This window comes from Enterococcus sp. AZ191 (assembly GCF_051713845.1).
Taxonomy (GTDB): Bacteria; Bacillota; Bacilli; order Lactobacillales; family Enterococcaceae; genus Enterococcus_B; species Enterococcus_B durans.
In genome coordinates, this window is sequence record NZ_JBIOQS010000001.1 from 450,390 (window position 1) to 467,197 (window position 16,808).

Below are 16,808 nucleotides of genomic sequence, written 5' to 3' on the forward strand. Positions count from 1 at the left end.
TTTCCCTGTGATAGAATACTTGCGACTTAGACTTTTTGAACGGGTGAGAGGGATGGAACTGATTGAGAAAGCACCAGCTAAGATAAACTTAGGTTTGGATGTGTTGTATAAGCGCCCTGATGGTTACCATGAACTGGAGATGGTCATGTCGAGTGTTGATTTGGCAGATCATTTGTTCTTTGAAGAAATACCAGAAGATAAGATCATCGTGGAAACAAACAAAGCGTTTTTACCAGTAGACCAGCGTAATAATGTATATCAAGCTGCTTTGTTGTTGAAAAATAAGTATCAGATAAATAGAGGCGTCAAGATTTTTGTTAAAAAGAATATCCCAGTTGCAGCAGGACTTGGTGGGGGAAGTACTGATTGTGCAGCAGCTTTAAGAGGCATCAACAAACTTTGGAATTTAGGCTGCTCTTTGGAAGAGTTGGCGAGTATCGGGCTTGAAGTTGGGACAGACGTTCCATATTGTGTTTATGGGAGCACTTCTTTTGTTAGTGGTAAAGGAGAAAAAATAAACGTTTTATCCCCTATGCCACCATGCTGGGTCGTGTTAGTTAAACCAAGAATGAGCGTTTCAACGCGAACGGTCTTCAAAGAGGTGGATGCGCAACAACTCAATCATCAAGATATTGAGGGATTAGTAGAGGGTATCCAACAGCAAGATTATCAAAAGATGATTGCTAAAATGGGCAATAGCTTGGAAGACGTCACAGGCAGACGACATCCAATCATTCATCAAATCAAAGAACGAATGTTGAAATATGGTGCTGATGCAGCTTTGATGAGTGGTAGTGGACCAACTGTTTTTGCGTTGTGTCAACATTATTCACGGGCGCAAAGAGTTTATAATGGCTTAAAAGGTTTTTGTGATGAAGTGTATTTAGTTCGTACATTATGATCAAGAGTGATGTGTAGGAAAAGGCGTTTAGAATAAGCAATTGAATAAGAGAGGCTGTTTATTCGGTGGGATGTAGATGGAATGTGAGGTTCATATTTGCTTCGCATTAAGAATTTCTTTTCTTCAAGGCAGTCTCTTTTTATGGGCAGTTTGGTTATTGAATGGGTATGAATCATTTTGTTTTGGGAAGAGGTCGAGACAAAAGTCGTTTAGGTTTGAGAAATTGGAGAGAAAAACGAACAATACGTTTTTTGTATTGCTCGTTTTTTTGAAATTTCCGAAAAACCTGACTTTTGGACGCCGTTTATTCGAGAGTCTGTAGCAAACCTGATTTTTAGATTTGTCCCACACCCTTCCACTTTTTTGTGTTCAAGGAAAAAACGACGCAAAAGGTTTCTCTGAGCCACTTGATATGAATGTAGCATCATTTATTTTCCGTTTTGAAAACAAATTTGACCGCTAAATCAGAAATTGGAGTATTTCTATTGACTCAGTTTTTTTATTCTGATAAATTAAGTTCCGTCGACAAATCGTAATTTTCCGATTTGCTTTTTATGAAAGGGGAATATAATGAAAAAATATCTTTTAGGTGTTGCCTTGGCAACTGGATTATTGTTACTAGTTGCTTGTGGAAATACAGCCCAAGATGCTTCGAAAAAAGATGAATTAACAGTTGTCACTACTTTTTACCCAATGTACGATTTTACTAAAGAAGTAGTGGGTGATGAAGGAAACGTGAAATTGTTGATACCAGCAGGGACTGAACCACACGATTTTGAACCGAGTGCAAAGGAGCAGGCAGAGATTTCTGATGCAGATGTTTTTGTCTATAACAGTTCAGATATGGAATTTTTTGTTGATTCATTAAAAGATTTTGTTGATACAGATAAAACATTGATGATCGAGGCAGCAAAAGGAATCGATCGCTTAGACACGAAGGAAGAAGAACCTGAGCATGAAGGGGAAACCTCAGATAGTCATTCTCATGAATATGATCCGCATGTTTGGCTAGATCCCGTTTTAGCAATCAAAGAAGTACAAACGATTGCTTCTGACTTAGGGAAAAAGTACCCAGATAAAAAAGAAACATTTGATAAGAATGCAGCTGCGTATATCAAAAAATTAGAAACATTGGATCAAAAATACAATGATGAATTAAAAGGTGCTGCGAATCGCACATTCGTCACGCAACATGCTGCATTTGCTTACTTAGCAAACCAATATGGTCTGACACAAGCAGCAATCTCAGGCGTTTCGCCAGATCAAGAACCTACGCCAAGCCGTTTAGCTGAACTGAAAGATTTTGTGAAGAAAGAAAATATCAAAGTGATCTACTTTGAAGAAAATGCTTCTTCTAAAGTTGCAGAAACGTTATCTAGTGAAACAGGTGTGAAATTAGAGGTATTGAATCCGCTAGAAAGTTTGACGAATGAGCAAATCAAAGCGGGAGAAAACTATATTTCTGTGATGGAAAAGAATCTAGATGCATTGAAAGAAAGTATAAAATAAGAACGGAGGTATTTCGCGTGCATTATATCGAAATATCCGATTTAACTTTTTACTATGATGATGAACCAGTGTTAGAAGATGTTTCTTACTACGTCGATGCCGGTGAATTTGTCATTTTAACAGGAGAAAATGGTGCAGCAAAATCAACGCTGATCAAAGCGTCTTTGGGGTTGTTGAAGCCATCAAAAGGAACGATAAAGATCGCTGAAAAGAATCAAGATGGAAAAAAATTAAGTGTTGGCTATATTCCCCAGCAGGTTGCTTCTTTCAATGCTGGATTTCCTAGTACGGTAATTGAATTAGTGAGGTCTGGCCGCTATCCAAGAGGTCGCTGGTTCAAACGTCTTTCTGAAAAAGACCATCAACATGTCAAAAGAGCGTTGGAATCAGTAGGGATGTGGGACATGCGTCATCGGCGTATCGGCGAATTATCTGGTGGACAAAAACAGCGGATCAGTTTGGCTCGAATCTTTGCGACAGATCCTGATTTGTTCATTTTAGATGAGCCGACAACAGGGATGGATGAAGAGTCTCGGAATGAATTTTATCGTTTGCTTCGCCATAGTGCGCATGATCATGGAAAATCTGTTCTGATGATTACGCACGATCATGAAGATATCAAACAGTATGCTGATCGTCAGATCCGTTTGGTAAGAAAGGAGGATTCTCCATGGCGTTGCTTTCATATGAATTCATGAGAAGAGCCTTTTTAGCGGCTATCTTTATTGCTGGGATCGCACCTATGTTGGGGGTATTCCTAGTGATAAGAAGACAATCGCTAATGGCTGATACACTTTCCCATGTATCATTAGCTGGGGTGGCATTAGGATTCTTTTTGAATATCAATCCAACGATGACTACGATGCTTGTTGTTGTTTTAGCAGCTGTCATTTTGGAATACTTGCGTACGATCTACCGCACTTATTCAGAGATATCGATCGCGATACTTATGGCAGGGGGCTTGGCTCTTGCATTGGTACTGATGAATCTCAGTGGTGGAAACTCAGCGACGAGTATCCAGTCCTACTTATTTGGTTCGATCGTGACCATCACATGGGAACAAGTCATTTTCTTAGGGATACTGTTCGTAGTTATCGGAGTATTATTTTTCTTATTCAAACGCCCAATGTACGTTTTGACATTTGACGAAGACACTGCCCATGTCGATGGATTGCCTGTCCACTGGATGTCCATGATGTTCAATGTGATCACAGGTATTGCAATCGCCGTGATGATTCCGATTGCGGGGGCGCTGTTGATCTCTGCAATCATGGTATTGCCAGCAGCAATCGGAATGCGATTAGGTAAAAGTTTTAATGTAGTCATTGCGATCAGTATCCTTGTTGGGTTTATCGGGATGCTTTCAGGTCTAACCAGTTCGTTTTATTTAGACACCCCCCCAGGAGCGACAATCACTTTAGTCTTTATCGTTTTATTCCTGCTGGTGAATTTGATCAAACGATTGCTCGTAGCATTTAAACGTAAAAGTAGATAAATATTAAAAAGAAAAGGCAGTGAAAACGAAAAATTTTCATCGTCTTTTCTTTTTTTTAGATAAATACCGAACTATTTTCTTATTTTTTTATAAAATGCTCGAATTTTTGAGTAAAAACTTATATAATGTAAAACGATAAAATTTTTTGAAAAAGGAGCTGGAATATGTGAAAGTACGTCGCAGTGAACGACTTGTTGATATGACTCAGTATTTATTAGAACATCCACACGAATTAATTTCGTTAACAAGTTTTGCCGAACGTTACGAATCTGCTAAATCATCGATCAGTGAAGATCTAGCAATCATTAAGAAGACATTCAGAGAAAGAGGCTATGGTATATTAGAAACCATCCCAGGAGCAGCTGGAGGAGTGTTGTTCATACCAGAAATCTCTTATGAGGAAGCCAAAAAATATGTTGAGTCACTAGCTGAACGTTTGTCAGAACAAGATCGTTTATTGCCTGGCGGTTATGTTTATTTATCTGATTTATTAGGTGAACCCGAATTATTGCGCCAAGTGGGTAAAATCATTGCTTCAAAATATTTAGGTGAAAAAATCGATGCAGTGATGACCGTAGCAACGAAAGGCGTGCCGATTGCACAAGCCGTTTCTTATTATTTGAACGCACCGTTTGTCATCGTTCGTCGTGATTCAAAAATCACTGAAGGATCGACTGTCAGTGTCAATTATGTTTCTGGTTCATCTGAAAGAATCGAAAAAATGGAACTTTCAAAAAGAAGTCTTAAGAGAGGCTCACGTGTGCTAGTCGTTGACGATTTCATGAAAGGCGGAGGAACAGTGAATGGGATGAAGAGCTTGATCGAAGAATTCGAATCAGAGCTTGTCGGGATCACAGTCTTTGCTGAATCAAAATTCAATGGACATCGAGCAATCGATGATTACACCTCACTTCTCTATGTCAAAGATGTTGACACTAAGACGAAGAATATTACAGTCGTGCCAGGAAATTATTTTTCAGAATAAGAAAAGTATACGATCGTTTTAGTCCACAAGTGACTACAATAAAGAGGCTGGGTTACAAGAAAGAAGAAGGAATTCACAGAAATTGTTTTCAAAATTTTTGCGAATTTCGGCTTATTTTTTCGAAGAGGTTACTTCTGTTCCCACCGTTTATTCTGATCAAGAAGGTGAGATAAAAGTGATTTTACTTTTATCTCACCTTCTTTTTTCTGATGGTTGTCAGGAAGGATTTCAGCTAGGCTATTGTCAAATGGTCTAGGTTATAATTAATAAATGGTTTGGTTGAAAAAATAGGAATAGTGGGCTAAACTTAAAACCATAATATATACAATTAGGAGTGACGCAATTGGACGCACGTTATGCAATTATTTTGGCTGCGGGAAAAGGTACACGTATGAAGTCAAAATTATATAAAGTTTTACATCCAGTTTCAGGAAAGCCAATGGTTGAGCATATCATCAATCGGGTAAGTGAAACGAACCCTGATCAAATCATCACCATCGTAGGTCATGGTGCAGACCAAGTGAAAGAACAATTAGGTGAAAGAAGTGAGTACGCTTTACAAGCAGAACAATTAGGAACTGGTCATGCTGTGTTACAAGCCGCTTCTTATTTAGAAGGAAAAGAAGGAACAACTTTGGTCATCAGTGGAGATACACCGTTATTGACCACTGAAACATTGAATAATCTTTTTGAATACCACCAAGGAAAAAATGCAAGTGCAACGATTTTGACAGCACAAGCAGATGATCCTACTGGTTATGGACGGATCATCCGAGATCATATCGGGATCGTTGAAAAAATCGTGGAACAAAAAGATACTACTCCAGAAGAAGCATTAGTCCAAGAAATCAATACGGGAACCTACTGCTTTGATAATCGTGCACTGTTTGACGCACTAAGCAAAGTAGGTACGGACAATGCACAAGGCGAATATTATCTAACAGATATTATCGAGATCCTTAAAGAGGAAGGAAATACGGTAGCTGCTTACCAAACAGACGATTTTGAGGAATCAATGGGGGTCAATGACCGAATTGCATTAGCTAAAGCCAATGAATTGATGCGCCAACGAATCAACAAAATGCATATGGTCAATGGGGTTAGTTTTGTTGACCCTGCAACGACATACATTGATGCTGGTGTAGTGATCGGTGCAGATACTATAATAGAAGCGGGCGTACAACTTCAAGGCAAGACGGTGATCGGGAATGATTGTTTCATTGGTGCGCATTCACGCATCGTTGACAGCATGATCGAAGACCACGTAGTCATTGAAAACTCTGTGATTGAAAGCAGTCTTGTAAAACATCATGCTGATGTCGGTCCATTTGCGCACATTCGTCCGAAAGCGGAAATTGGTGAAGGCGCACATATCGGGAATTTTGTCGAAGTGAAAAATGCGCAAATTGGTAAAAATACCAAAGTCGGCCATCTGACTTATGTAGGTGATGCGACATTAGGTGAAGAGATCAATGTTGGTTGTGGTGTAGTATTTGTAAATTATGATGGCAAAAACAAGCACCATACAACGATTGGTGACCATAGTTTCATTGGTTCAAATACAAATATCATCGCGCCAGTCGAAGTGGCAAAAAATTCGTCCATTGCTGCCGGATCAACAATTACTGATGATATCCCAGAATATGCGATGGCAATTGCGCGTGCAAGACAAGTCAATAAAGAAGGATATGCTAAAAAACTCCCTTATTTAAATTAATACTTTTGCAAAAACCCTTGATTTATTCTGAAAATATGACTAGTATTTAGTAGGTAGAATTCTAGAGTTGTGAAAAAGAAAGTGGAGGTCCCCATGTCAAAACATTACTTTGACCCAAGATTAAAAATTTTTGCGTTAAATTCAAATCGCCCATTAGCAGAAAAAATCGCTGCGGCCGTCGGTGTCGAATTGGGTAAATCATCTGTCACTCAATTTAGTGATGGAGAAATCCAAGTGAATATCGAAGAAAGTATTCGTGGTTCACATGTGTATGTCATCCAATCAACAAGTAGTCCAGTAAATGATAACTTGATGGAATTATTGATTATGATCGATGCATTGAAACGTGCGAGTGCCAAAACGATCAATGTTGTGATGCCTTATTATGGTTATGCTCGCCAAGACCGTAAAGCACGTGCGAGAGAACCGATCACTGCAAAATTGGTTGCAAATATGATTCAAAAAGCTGGAGCAACAAGAATGTTGACCCTTGATTTACATGCTGTCCAAATCCAAGGATTCTTTGATATTCCTGTCGATCACTTAATGGGTGCACCATTGATCGCAAATTATTTCTTAGAAAAAGGCATTAAAGGGGACGATGTAGTCGTTGTTTCACCAGACCATGGTGGTGTAACTCGTGCGCGTAAATTAGCCGAGTTTCTAAAAGCACCGATTGCAATCATTGACAAACGCCGTCCAAAAGCAAATGTGGCAGAAGTAATGAACATCATCGGACAAGTAGAAGGAAAAACATGTGTCTTGATCGATGATATGATCGATACTGCGGGAACTATCACTTTAGCCGCAAATGCATTAAAAGAAGCCGGAGCAGTCAGTGTATATGCTTCATGTACACATCCAGTGTTATCTGGTCCAGCGTTACAACGGATTGAAGATTCAGCAATCGAACGTCTAGTTGTAACAGATTCCATCTACCTTCCAGAAGATCGTAAAATTGATAAGATCGATGAAGTGAGCGTTGGTGGTTTGATGGGTGATGCGATTAAACGTATCCATGAAAACAAGCCAGTTAGTCCTTTATTTGAAACAAAAAAATAAGGAATATCTAAAAATTAAATAGAATCACAAAGGGGAGCCTGTCTGGGCTGAGATTGAATGTTATTTCTAAACCCTTCGTACCTGTTTCGGTCATTCGAACGTAGGAATTGTGACGAGTAGTAGAGACTCATCTTGAAGTATCTACTGGAGTAATGGTTTTGAAATTACTTCCTCCTTTGTGGTTTTTATACTAAAAAGGGGGAATTTTTTTATGGAAAAGAAGTACAGCGTTTGGATTGAAGGAACGATCGTGGCTGCTCTAGCACTGGTTCTATCATTGATTCCATTGCAAATAGGCAGTAGTTTTTCAATTTCACTAGGTCAGATCCCACTTACATTGTTTGCACTAAGACGAGGTTGGAAAGCCGGTTTACTCTCGGGATTTATTTGGGGGATTCTCCATTTTCCGACCGGACAAGTTTACTATCTTAGTGTTATCCAAGTTCTGATCGAATATCCGATCGCATTTACTTTTGCAGGATTTGCTGGTCTCTTTTCCAAGAGAATGCAAAAAAATGTTATAGAAGGAAATACTCGGGGAATGACCACCACTATTGTATTAGGAACAATTGTTGGTGTGGGGGCAAGATATTTTTGGCACTTCATTGCAGGTGTTGTTTTTTGGGGAAGTTATGCATTATGGGGAATGAATCCATGGATTTTTTCTTTCGTCATGAATGGGGCAAGTGGGCTTGCGACAGGAGTAGTCACCATCGTCGTTTTAATTGGGATTGAACGAACGATGCCGACATTATTTCTAAGACACAGCCAAAGACAAAGAAATAGTTTCTGAAAAATATGAAGTATGATCAGGAACAGTAATAGATAAATGAAAAAGCCCACTTCTGAAAATAGAGATATCTATTCTCAGAAGTGGGTTAATTTTTGTTTGAATAAGGTTCTTTAAAGATGTCCCGTTTATTTTTGGAGTGGACAAAAGAAATGTTTCCTTGTTTTAATGCTTTTACTGAAGGAACGGGAATCACGTCTGTCTTGCACGTTTTAAATCAATGTATTCGCAGTAAAATCAACTGCTTCACCTTCAAGTTTCCAATGCCGATCAGCGGCTTGGTAAACTAAAGTCCCGATTGCTTCTTCTTCACGGTAGCGTGTTCCTTTTAATTTCCAAATATAATCTTCGATCACATAAATAGGAATACGATATTCGTCGTTGACCAATCCACCTTGTTCAAATGAAAAAATGATGCCTTCCTGCATTAAATTACGCATATCTTTTAATAGATCGACACTGATGTTCTCAACAGGGGTATCACGACGGAAAAAGGATTTTTTCTCGTTGATTTTTTCAAATAAGATCGTGCTTAATTTATTTGCGAAAATTCGGTAAAATTCGTCTAAATAGCGATAATAAATACGTCCTAATTGATCATTTAAATCGAAATAAACAAAATTATTTTGTAACTTATAAAAAAATGGAGAGTGAAGATGTGTTTTCATGTGTCCAAAGTAAAGCAACTCAGAAATTTCTAAGGGTGTCAGTTCTTTTAACATCGTTAGATCACTGAAGTCGATCCATTTTAAATCGCCAGAACGATTTCTATTACGTACAGAGGCAAAAAATTGCTGGATATTTTCTGTACCACGGATAACTTTCAGACCGGTATGTGACTCGTATTCACCAGCGGTCGTTGAAGGGTCCAACAATAACAAATTTTGTGGAAAATGCACGATGCTGTTTGAAAAATCACTGATCGTCAGTCCTTTTGTTAAAACTGCATTACTTGTCGTATCGATATGTACATAAACTGACTCAGTCATCATGCTCCTCCTCTTAGCCTTTATCTCTTTTATTTTACAACATTTATCATAAAAAAGCTTGTTTCTTTTATTTTAAAATTCCATTACAAAACCGCTTGTTATCTGAAAGCCATACCATTTTTTGGATTGCTTAATAAATCCTTTGAAAAGCCATATATACTGATATTTTTGCAACAACTAATTCATTTTAGTATTTCTCAAAAAAATAGTATACTAAAAATAAAAAACAAATTCTCTAACTAGTTTATGTGTGCCACTTGTTATAATTACCGGAAAAGGAGAAGAAAATGAATATTCAACGGGTGTATAGTTCAGAGAGGAAATGGCTCTCTCGATCACTGCAACGTTCGCTACAAGTAGTGCCATTTTATCCTACCCATCAAGAAAGTCGGCAAATGTTTTGGCAGAGTACAAAAAAACAACAGGCTTGGAGATACACTGTTGAAAACCAAATAGTGTATTTTGTGGTGGAGTTTACGGATACACGAATGATCATTTGCAATCTTTTAGCGGAAAAAAGTCCTGCTGATTGGTGTTCTTTCTTCAAGCAGCTTGAAAGTTGTGGGCGCTACTTTTTTAAAAAGATTTGTGCATTACGATTTGAAAAAACATTATCTTCTGAATGGCACGAGCGACTACTCTTGCATCAGTATGAAATGATTGTTCACCAAACAGGACAACAAGTTTGGCAAAAAAAGTTGAATTATTGCAGTGGACTAGTATTAGGTGGCGGTGGGGCACATGGAGCTTACCAAATCGGTGTGTGGAAAGCATTGAAGGAAAAGAAACTTACGTTTGAGATTATTACCGGTACCTCGGTGGGGGCGCTGAATGGTGTATTGATTTTACAAAATGATCTGGACCAAGCCATTTCATTATGGAAAAAATTGACCACGAGCCAAGTGATGGAATTCCCAAAAAGAACAGAAGAAAACGATCTTAGAAAAAGATTTATCCAAGAAACGAGACAGATGGCTAGGTCAGCAATTGTAGAGGGTGGTACCTCGATCGCACCGTTAGAAAATTTATTACGGCGAATGCTTGAACCACAGAAAATATTAACCACACCGAAGCCTAAATTATTTACAGTAGCGACAAGATTGCCTGATTTTACGGAAGTTGTTACACCGATTCAGCAATTATCTGCGGAAGAAATCGCAGATTGGATACTTGCTTCCGCTGCCTTTTATCCTGCCATGGCTTATCGGAAAATCAGTGGATCAAAGTATATCGATGGCGGGTATCGAAATAATTTACCGATAGATGTTGCCATTCAGCATGGGGCGACGGAGTGCTTTGTGGTTGATATCAATGGCCCTGGTATAACTAAAAAAATCACACCACCACCTGGTTTCGTCCAATGGGAATGTGGCTCATTATGGTCCTTAGGTGGCTTTTTGATCTTTGATAGTCAGAGGAATCAGATGAATATCCAGTTAGGTTACTTAGAAACAAAGAAAGTTTTAGGTGATTTCCAAGGAAAATGGTATACATTCTTTACCGCCAAAGAGGCAGAAGGTAGTTGGCGTAAATTTTTGAACTATTTGATGAAAGACGTGCAAGTCGATTTATCCTTTTGGTCGGACCAAAAATTTTGGCGCGATTTGCGTAAGTTATACAAAGACAGGGTGGTCATTGAGACATGCGGACTGGCAATGCTCGAACTACTAGCAAAAAAAAGAGTTGTTTTACCGAATAAAGTGTATCATTTTAATGAAATGGTGGGGCGGATATGTAAAGAAAACATACTGACAAAGGATAGTCTCCGATCCATCGGACAATTAAATGCGGAAGAGTGGCAAAAATTTCAGGTATATCAAAAAAAAACAAAAGGTTGAACAAGCAAAGCAAGCCACACTTTTTCGACTGATAAGAAATAAAGAAACCGCTAAGCTGCAATCTTCACTTGACGCACAACCAATTGACACATTATTGATCTTGTATTTATATTATCTTAAGGAGGAACAACAATGGCACAAGAATTTTCCTATGAAATCATAGAAGAGATCGCTGTTTTATCAGAAAACAACAAAGGATGGCGCAAAGAACTGAATCTGGTTAGTTGGAACGGACGTCCACCAAAATTTGATCTACGCGATTGGGCACCAGACCATGAAAAGATGGGTAAGGGACTAACACTGACAAACGAAGAATTTGAAGCGCTCCAAAAAGCTATCGAAAATATGTAATGGAAGGGACCCTGTCGAATGAAAAGTATGACTGGTTTTGGCAAAGCCGTCCGTGAAACGGAGAAATACCAAATTGAAATAGAAATCAAAAGTGTAAATCAACGTTTTTTAGACATTCAGATACGTAGCCCAAAAGTATTGAATTTTATTGAAAATGAGCTTCGACAATTGATCAAACAATATCTAAGTCGCGGCCGAGTAGAGGTTTTTATCAACCTTGCCTATGTAGGGAAAAACCAAAAGCAGCTTTTTATTGACTGGGACTTGATTGATGAACTTGTTTCAAAACTTAAAGGCGGATTTGAGCAACGGTATGGCGATCAGGCCCATCTGGAAATCGGTCGGCTGCTCGAAAAATTGGCAATGAACGAGGATTTTGTAATGGTGGAAGAAAAAACAGAAGATGACCTGAATGAACTTTCTGGGTTGGTTATTGCTACGGCAAAAGAGGCGCTTGCTGAGATCGAAAAAAGTCGTCAATCGGAAGGACTGGCACTTACTAGTGTATTGCAACAAAATAGTGAAGAGTTCAAACAGACACTTGCAAATCTGACTCGCTTTTTCTCATTGTATGAACAGGAATACCAAGAAAAATATCAAAAGAAATTGGAAGAGTTTCTCGGAACAGTTGTTGATGAGCAAAGATTATTGACAGAATTAGCCATCTTATTGGAACGAGGCGATATCCATGAAGAACTCGATCGCTTAGTGATCCACATCCAAAAGCTCGATAGTTTAGTTGTGGCAACATATCCGGTTGGAAGAGAGTTAGACTTTTTGATCCAAGAAATGAATCGTGAAGTCAATACCATCGGTTCGAAATCAAATGTGATCGAAATCAAGACGCAAGTGGTCCAATTAAAGACAACACTAGAAAAAATACGTGAGCAGATCCAAAACATCGAATAGTAAAGGGGAATACAAAAATGAAATATTACGACATTACATTCCACGAATTAAGTGGGAAAACGATCATCAAGAGAAATATCCCATCCGAAAAGGAAGGTTTTGCTGCTTGGGAAGATGCTTGCAGCAAAGTAACCGAAAATGAATTACAACTTTTAGTGAATGACGGTACTTATGTGACGATGAATCGGAAATTTATCGTTCGGATCGATGCGGAAGAAGTCTCAGATCCAACGGAAAAAGCACTGTCCAGAAAAGATGAGATCATGGGCGTAGTGAATACACTATCGAATATGGGATTCTAGAAATACGAGATCATTTAATAATTGAATAATTGAATTGAGAGGTGGGGACAAAAGTGATTCTTATTTTTGTCCCACTCTCGTTTTTTCTTCTTTCTATGGAAAAATAGAGAAAAGAAGGCACGAATGATAATTGAAAAATAGAAAATAAGGTTAAAAGAACCTGAAAGATCCAGTGAATCATGAAGTAGTCCATTAGCGGTTTCTCATGCAAACGGTGCTTTTTTTTGCTATAATGAAAGATACCCTTGAAAGTTGTAGAAAAAAAGTGCAAAATAAACGTTAGTATAAAAAGACTAGTTGAAAGGACGTCGTCATGGCAGAGCGTGGATTATTAATCGTATTGTCTGGACCATCTGGTGTAGGAAAAGGCACAGTGCGAAAAGCAATTTTTGAGAGTGAGGATAATGATTTCCAGTATTCGATTTCAATGACTACACGTAAGATGCGTGCAGGAGAAGTTGAAGGAGTCGATTATTACTTTAGAACCAGAGAAGAATTTGAAGCAATGATCGAAGCAGGCGAAATGTTAGAGTATGCGGAATATGTGGGAAATTATTATGGAACACCACTGTCTTATGTGAATCAAACATTGGATGAGGGAAAAGATGTATTCTTAGAAATCGAAGTCCAAGGTGCCCAACAGGTCAAAGATAAAGTACCTGACGGTGTCTTTATTTTCTTAACACCGCCCGATTTAGCAGAATTGAAATCGCGAATCGTAGGTCGTGGAACAGATGCGGATGAAGTGATCGAAGAACGAATGAAAGTCGCAAGAGCAGAAATCGAAATGATGGCTCTTTATGACTACGCTGTGGTAAATGATGAAGTGCCCCTCGCAGTAGAACGAATCAAAGATATTATTGCAAGCGAACACTTTCGCGTCGAACGTGTTATCGGTAAATATAGAAAAATGTTAAAGGAGATGTAGTCTTATGATGTTAAAACCTTCAATCGACTCATTATTAGATCGTGTCAATTCAAAATATTCTCTAGTTATTTTGGCAAGCAAACGTGCACACGAATTAGATGCTCAAGTACAACCAACAATGGATTCTTTTGAATCTGTAAAAAGTGTGGGTCAAGCACTAGAAGAAATCGAAGCAGGAAATGTGATCAATGATCCACATCCTGAATTAAAACGTGAACGTTTAAGAATGGAAGACGAAGAACGCAAAGCACAAAAAGATCGTGAACAACAAGAATTAGAATCACGTATCCGTGAAGAACAAAATCTATAAAAGCTATTTTTTTAGAAACAAAGAATAACTAGCGAAAGCAGTTCGAACAACCAATTGCATAAGCCGAAATTTCCGAAATTTGATTCTCAAATTTTTGTGGAATTTCGGCTTATTTTTCTCATACCCTGAGTCAAAATCTAGCAAAAAAGGTGGAAATCCAGCATTTATTCGCTTTTCGTTTATACTACTGCCGTTAATTTTTTTTTAGGATTTGCTAGAAAGTAAGACAAACACAGAAATCTCTAGTAAAATAAGCAAGAGCCATTTTGTCTATTTTAGACAAAATCAAAAAAGGAGGAAGGAACCTATGACAATAACTGCTGAAGTTATCGTTGATGTACCAACGATGCAAACCGATCAACCATTCACTTATCAGGTTCCTTCTGAACTTGAAGAAGCTATCCAAATCGGTATGCGCGTGGAAGTGCCCTTTGGTAATGGGAACCGTCATGTCCAAGGTTTTGTGATGACGGTAAAAAAAATGGATAGGAACAACACGCAGGAATTAAAAAAAATCATCCAGATCCTAGACTTAGCGCCGGTTGTGAATGAAGAATTACTCTTACTCGCGGATTACATGAAGACAATTACGTATGCATTCAAGATCACTTGTTTGCAAACGATGCTTCCAAGTGTCATGAAAGCGGAGTATGAAAAGCAAATTTATCCGCTGGTCGCACAAAAAGACGTCTTGGATCTTTTTAATGGGCGAGAAGAGATTTCTTGGAAAGAAGCAACTGAACAAGGTATCTTGTCGCAATTGATCCGCTGGCGTCAAGAAAAACTGGTGGATATCAACTATGAAGTCCACACAAAAAACAAAGTGAAAACGATCCGAATGGTCCACTCTGATTTAACGAATGAACAAATTGACAGCGAATGGGGAAAATTGAGACAAAATGCGAAGAAACAAAAAGAATTGTTGCTTTGCTTGGCGGAACAAACACAACCAGAAACGGTTTCTTATTTCAAAGAAAGAGGGATCAGCACAGCTGTTTTGAACCAAGGAAACGAAAAGGGCTGGTTGCACTTTGAAGAAGTGGAGAGCTACCGTGATCCTTACAAACATCGTACCTTTGATCAGACAACTGCTTTAAAACTGAATGAGGAACAACAATATGCGGTGGATCGGATCATTGACGCAGGCAAAAGCACGAGTAGCCCAACTTTTCTGTTAGAAGGCATTACTGGGAGTGGTAAAACAGAAGTGTACTTGCAAGCAATTGCTGAAGTCTTGTCACAAAAGAAAACCGCAATCATGCTTGTGCCTGAGATCGCGTTGACCCCACAGATGGTCGAACGCTTCAAGGGACGGTTTGGTGAATCTGTTGCTGTTTTGCATAGCGGGCTTTCTCAAGGAGAGAAGTATGATGAATGGCGTAAGATTGAACGAAATGAAGCACAAGTCGTAGTAGGTGCCCGTTCGGCTATATTTGCTCCGTTAGAAAATATTGGATTGATCATTATCGATGAAGAACATGAATCCAGTTATAAGCAAGACGAGACTCCACGTTACCATGCGAGAGATCTAGCGATCTGGAGAGGAAATTACCATCATTGCCCAGTTGTGCTAGGAAGTGCAACGCCTTCTCTAGAATCACGTGCTCGTGCACAAAAAGGCGTATATGAATTGTTGCGGTTGAATCAACGCGCAAAATCATCTGCGCAATTACCATCGATCGAAATCGTCGATATGCGAAAAGAGATGCAAAAAAATCATGTTTCGACATTCTCTAGTCAATTACAAGAAAAAATACAAGATCGATTGGCTAAAAAAGAACAAACAGTGTTATTACTGAACCGTCGCGGTTACTCCTCCTTTGTGATGTGCCGAGATTGTGGGTTTGTCTTACCTTGTCCCAATTGTGATATTTCATTGACTTTGCATATGGACACTCATTCGATGCGTTGCCATTATTGTGGCCATGAAGAACCGATTCCGCACCGTTGTCCAAATTGTGGCGGCAATAAGATCCGTTACTATGGAACAGGAACGCAGAAAGTAGAAGAAGAACTACAAGAACTTTACCCTCACGCCCGTATTTTGCGAATGGATGTAGATACAACAAGGAAAAAAGGGGCACACGAACGAATTCTGCAAAAGTTCGGACAGAAGGAAGCAGACATTTTGTTGGGAACGCAGATGATTGCGAAAGGATTAGACTTTCCAGATGTGACGTTAGTTGGTGTACTCAATGCTGACACTTCACTCAATCTTCCAGATTTCCGTTCAAGTGAACACACTTTTCAGTTGTTGACACAGGTTTCTGGTCGAGCAGGCCGAGCAGAAAAAGCGGGTGAAGTGATTATCCAAACATTCAATCCGCAACATTATGCCATCGAGTTAGTAAAAGAACAAAATTATGAACGATTTTATCAGCAAGAAATGAATGTGCGGCACCGCAGCGGGTATCCACCTTACTACTTCACGGTGAAGATCACGACGAGCCACCAGGAAGAGCAAGTGGCAGCAAAAAAAATATTTGAGATCTTCAACCAGTTGAAACAGACATTAGGACCGAAAAGTTTATTACTAGGCCCAGTACCAAGCATGGTTTCCCGTGTGAAAAACCGCTATTACTATCAATTGATCATTAAGTACAAACACGAACCTAATTTGGAAAATGTGTTAAACCAAATTTTGAATCAAAGCCAAAAAGAACAACGCCAAGGATTATTTGTTGCAATCGATAATGAACCACTACATTTTATTTAAGAGAGG

General features: G+C 38.8%; 15 protein-coding genes, 1 pseudogene and 1 riboswitch. Of the genes and pseudogenes, 15 read left to right on the plus strand and 1 reads right to left on the minus strand.

Features of this window, described 5'->3' with window-relative positions:
• Positions 1-52 precede the first annotated feature (52 nt).
• From ispE to thiT, 8 genes are all read left to right on the plus strand, one after another.
• Positions 53-901 (plus strand): 4-(cytidine 5'-diphospho)-2-C-methyl-D-erythritol kinase, encoded by an 849-nt coding sequence (gene ispE / locus IGI47_RS02195; protein ID WP_311930522.1) that lies wholly within the window; start codon positions 53-55, stop codon positions 899-901.
• A gap of 570 nt (positions 902-1,471) precedes the next feature.
• Positions 1,472-2,410 (plus strand): metal ABC transporter solute-binding protein, Zn/Mn family, encoded by a 939-nt coding sequence (locus tag IGI47_RS02200; protein ID WP_438783207.1) that lies wholly within the window; start codon positions 1,472-1,474, stop codon positions 2,408-2,410.
• 17 nt (positions 2,411-2,427) lie between these two features.
• On the plus strand, positions 2,428-3,108 hold the full coding sequence (locus tag IGI47_RS02205) for a metal ABC transporter ATP-binding protein (protein ID WP_438783208.1): 681 nt from the start codon (positions 2,428-2,430) through the stop codon (positions 3,106-3,108).
• The gene (locus tag IGI47_RS02210) at positions 3,081-3,905 is read left to right on the plus strand and encodes a metal ABC transporter permease (protein ID WP_311930519.1); all 825 of its coding nucleotides are present in this window, start codon (positions 3,081-3,083) and stop codon (positions 3,903-3,905) included. Before IGI47_RS02205 ends, IGI47_RS02210 begins: the two co-directional genes overlap by 28 nt.
• A 166-nt stretch (positions 3,906-4,071) precedes the next feature.
• Complete coding sequence (gene purR / locus IGI47_RS02215; protein WP_005875132.1) at positions 4,072-4,890, plus strand: pur operon repressor; 819 nt, start codon at positions 4,072-4,074, stop codon at positions 4,888-4,890.
• Positions 4,891-5,233: 343 nt separating this feature from the next.
• Positions 5,234-6,607, plus strand: coding sequence for a bifunctional UDP-N-acetylglucosamine diphosphorylase/glucosamine-1-phosphate N-acetyltransferase GlmU (gene glmU, locus IGI47_RS02220; RefSeq protein WP_438783209.1), 1,374 nt, complete (start codon positions 5,234-5,236; stop codon positions 6,605-6,607).
• A 93-nt stretch (positions 6,608-6,700) separates the two neighbouring features.
• On the plus strand, positions 6,701-7,669 hold the full coding sequence (locus tag IGI47_RS02225; RefSeq protein ID WP_005875136.1) for a ribose-phosphate diphosphokinase: 969 nt from the start codon (positions 6,701-6,703) through the stop codon (positions 7,667-7,669).
• Positions 7,670-7,689: 20 nt separating this feature from the next.
• A riboswitch (TPP riboswitch) is annotated at positions 7,690-7,793 on the plus strand.
• An 87-nt stretch (positions 7,794-7,880) separates the two neighbouring features.
• A complete protein-coding gene (thiT, locus tag IGI47_RS02230) occupies positions 7,881-8,462 on the plus strand; it encodes an energy-coupled thiamine transporter ThiT (protein WP_311930517.1) in 582 nt (193 codons plus the stop codon).
• A gap of 209 nt (positions 8,463-8,671) precedes the next feature.
• Here the strand turns inward: thiT and IGI47_RS02235 are convergent, their stop codons facing one another.
• Positions 8,672-9,448, minus strand: a complete 777-nt coding sequence (locus tag IGI47_RS02235; RefSeq protein WP_311930516.1) for a hypothetical protein — start codon at positions 9,446-9,448, stop codon at positions 8,672-8,674.
• A 656-nt stretch (positions 9,449-10,104) separates the two neighbouring features.
• Here IGI47_RS02235 and IGI47_RS02240 point away from each other — a divergent pair.
• From IGI47_RS02240 to priA, 7 genes and pseudogenes are all read left to right on the plus strand, one after another.
• Positions 10,105-10,662 (plus strand): annotated as a pseudogene (locus IGI47_RS02240) (patatin-like phospholipase family protein); the annotation flags it as partial.
• Between the two features lie 756 nt (positions 10,663-11,418).
• Positions 11,419-11,637, plus strand: a complete 219-nt coding sequence (locus IGI47_RS02245; RefSeq protein ID WP_016177758.1) for a YdbC family protein — start codon at positions 11,419-11,421, stop codon at positions 11,635-11,637.
• A gap of 18 nt (positions 11,638-11,655) precedes the next feature.
• The gene (locus IGI47_RS02250; protein WP_311930514.1) at positions 11,656-12,546 is read left to right on the plus strand and encodes a YicC/YloC family endoribonuclease; all 891 of its coding nucleotides are present in this window, start codon (positions 11,656-11,658) and stop codon (positions 12,544-12,546) included.
• Between the two features lie 17 nt (positions 12,547-12,563).
• Positions 12,564-12,848, plus strand: coding sequence for a hypothetical protein (locus IGI47_RS02255; RefSeq protein WP_005875141.1), 285 nt, complete (start codon positions 12,564-12,566; stop codon positions 12,846-12,848).
• Positions 12,849-13,161: 313 nt separating this feature from the next.
• Positions 13,162-13,776: a guanylate kinase gene (gmk, locus tag IGI47_RS02260; RefSeq protein WP_005875142.1), complete on the plus strand. Its 615-nt coding sequence runs from the start codon at positions 13,162-13,164 to the stop codon at positions 13,774-13,776.
• A 4-nt stretch (positions 13,777-13,780) separates the two neighbouring features.
• Entirely contained in the window at positions 13,781-14,086 is a 306-nt protein-coding gene (gene rpoZ / locus IGI47_RS02265; RefSeq protein WP_005875143.1) for a DNA-directed RNA polymerase subunit omega, read from the plus strand.
• A 307-nt stretch (positions 14,087-14,393) separates the two neighbouring features.
• Entirely contained in the window at positions 14,394-16,802 is a 2,409-nt protein-coding gene (gene priA, locus IGI47_RS02270; protein WP_311930513.1) for a primosomal protein N', read from the plus strand.
• The last annotated feature ends 6 nt before the right edge of the window (positions 16,803-16,808 follow it).

Coding starts and splice junctions, on each gene's coding strand:
- ispE (WP_311930522.1), top strand. CDS start 53: ATGGAACTGATTGAGAAAGCACCAGCTAAGATAAACTTAGGTTTGGAT.
- IGI47_RS02200 (WP_438783207.1), top strand. CDS start 1,472: ATGAAAAAATATCTTTTAGGTGTTGCCTTGGCAACTGGATTATTGTTA.
- IGI47_RS02210 (WP_311930519.1), top strand. CDS start 3,081: ATGGCGTTGCTTTCATATGAATTCATGAGAAGAGCCTTTTTAGCGGCT.
- IGI47_RS02225 (WP_005875136.1), top strand. CDS start 6,701: ATGTCAAAACATTACTTTGACCCAAGATTAAAAATTTTTGCGTTAAAT.
- thiT (WP_311930517.1), top strand. CDS start 7,881: ATGGAAAAGAAGTACAGCGTTTGGATTGAAGGAACGATCGTGGCTGCT.
- IGI47_RS02235 (WP_311930516.1), bottom strand. CDS start 9,448: ATGACTGAGTCAGTTTATGTACATATCGATACGACAAGTAATGCAGTT.
- IGI47_RS02245 (WP_016177758.1), top strand. CDS start 11,419: ATGGCACAAGAATTTTCCTATGAAATCATAGAAGAGATCGCTGTTTTA.
- IGI47_RS02250 (WP_311930514.1), top strand. CDS start 11,656: ATGAAAAGTATGACTGGTTTTGGCAAAGCCGTCCGTGAAACGGAGAAA.
- IGI47_RS02255 (WP_005875141.1), top strand. CDS start 12,564: ATGAAATATTACGACATTACATTCCACGAATTAAGTGGGAAAACGATC.
- gmk (WP_005875142.1), top strand. CDS start 13,162: ATGGCAGAGCGTGGATTATTAATCGTATTGTCTGGACCATCTGGTGTA.
- rpoZ (WP_005875143.1), top strand. CDS start 13,781: ATGATGTTAAAACCTTCAATCGACTCATTATTAGATCGTGTCAATTCA.
- priA (WP_311930513.1), top strand. CDS start 14,394: ATGACAATAACTGCTGAAGTTATCGTTGATGTACCAACGATGCAAACC.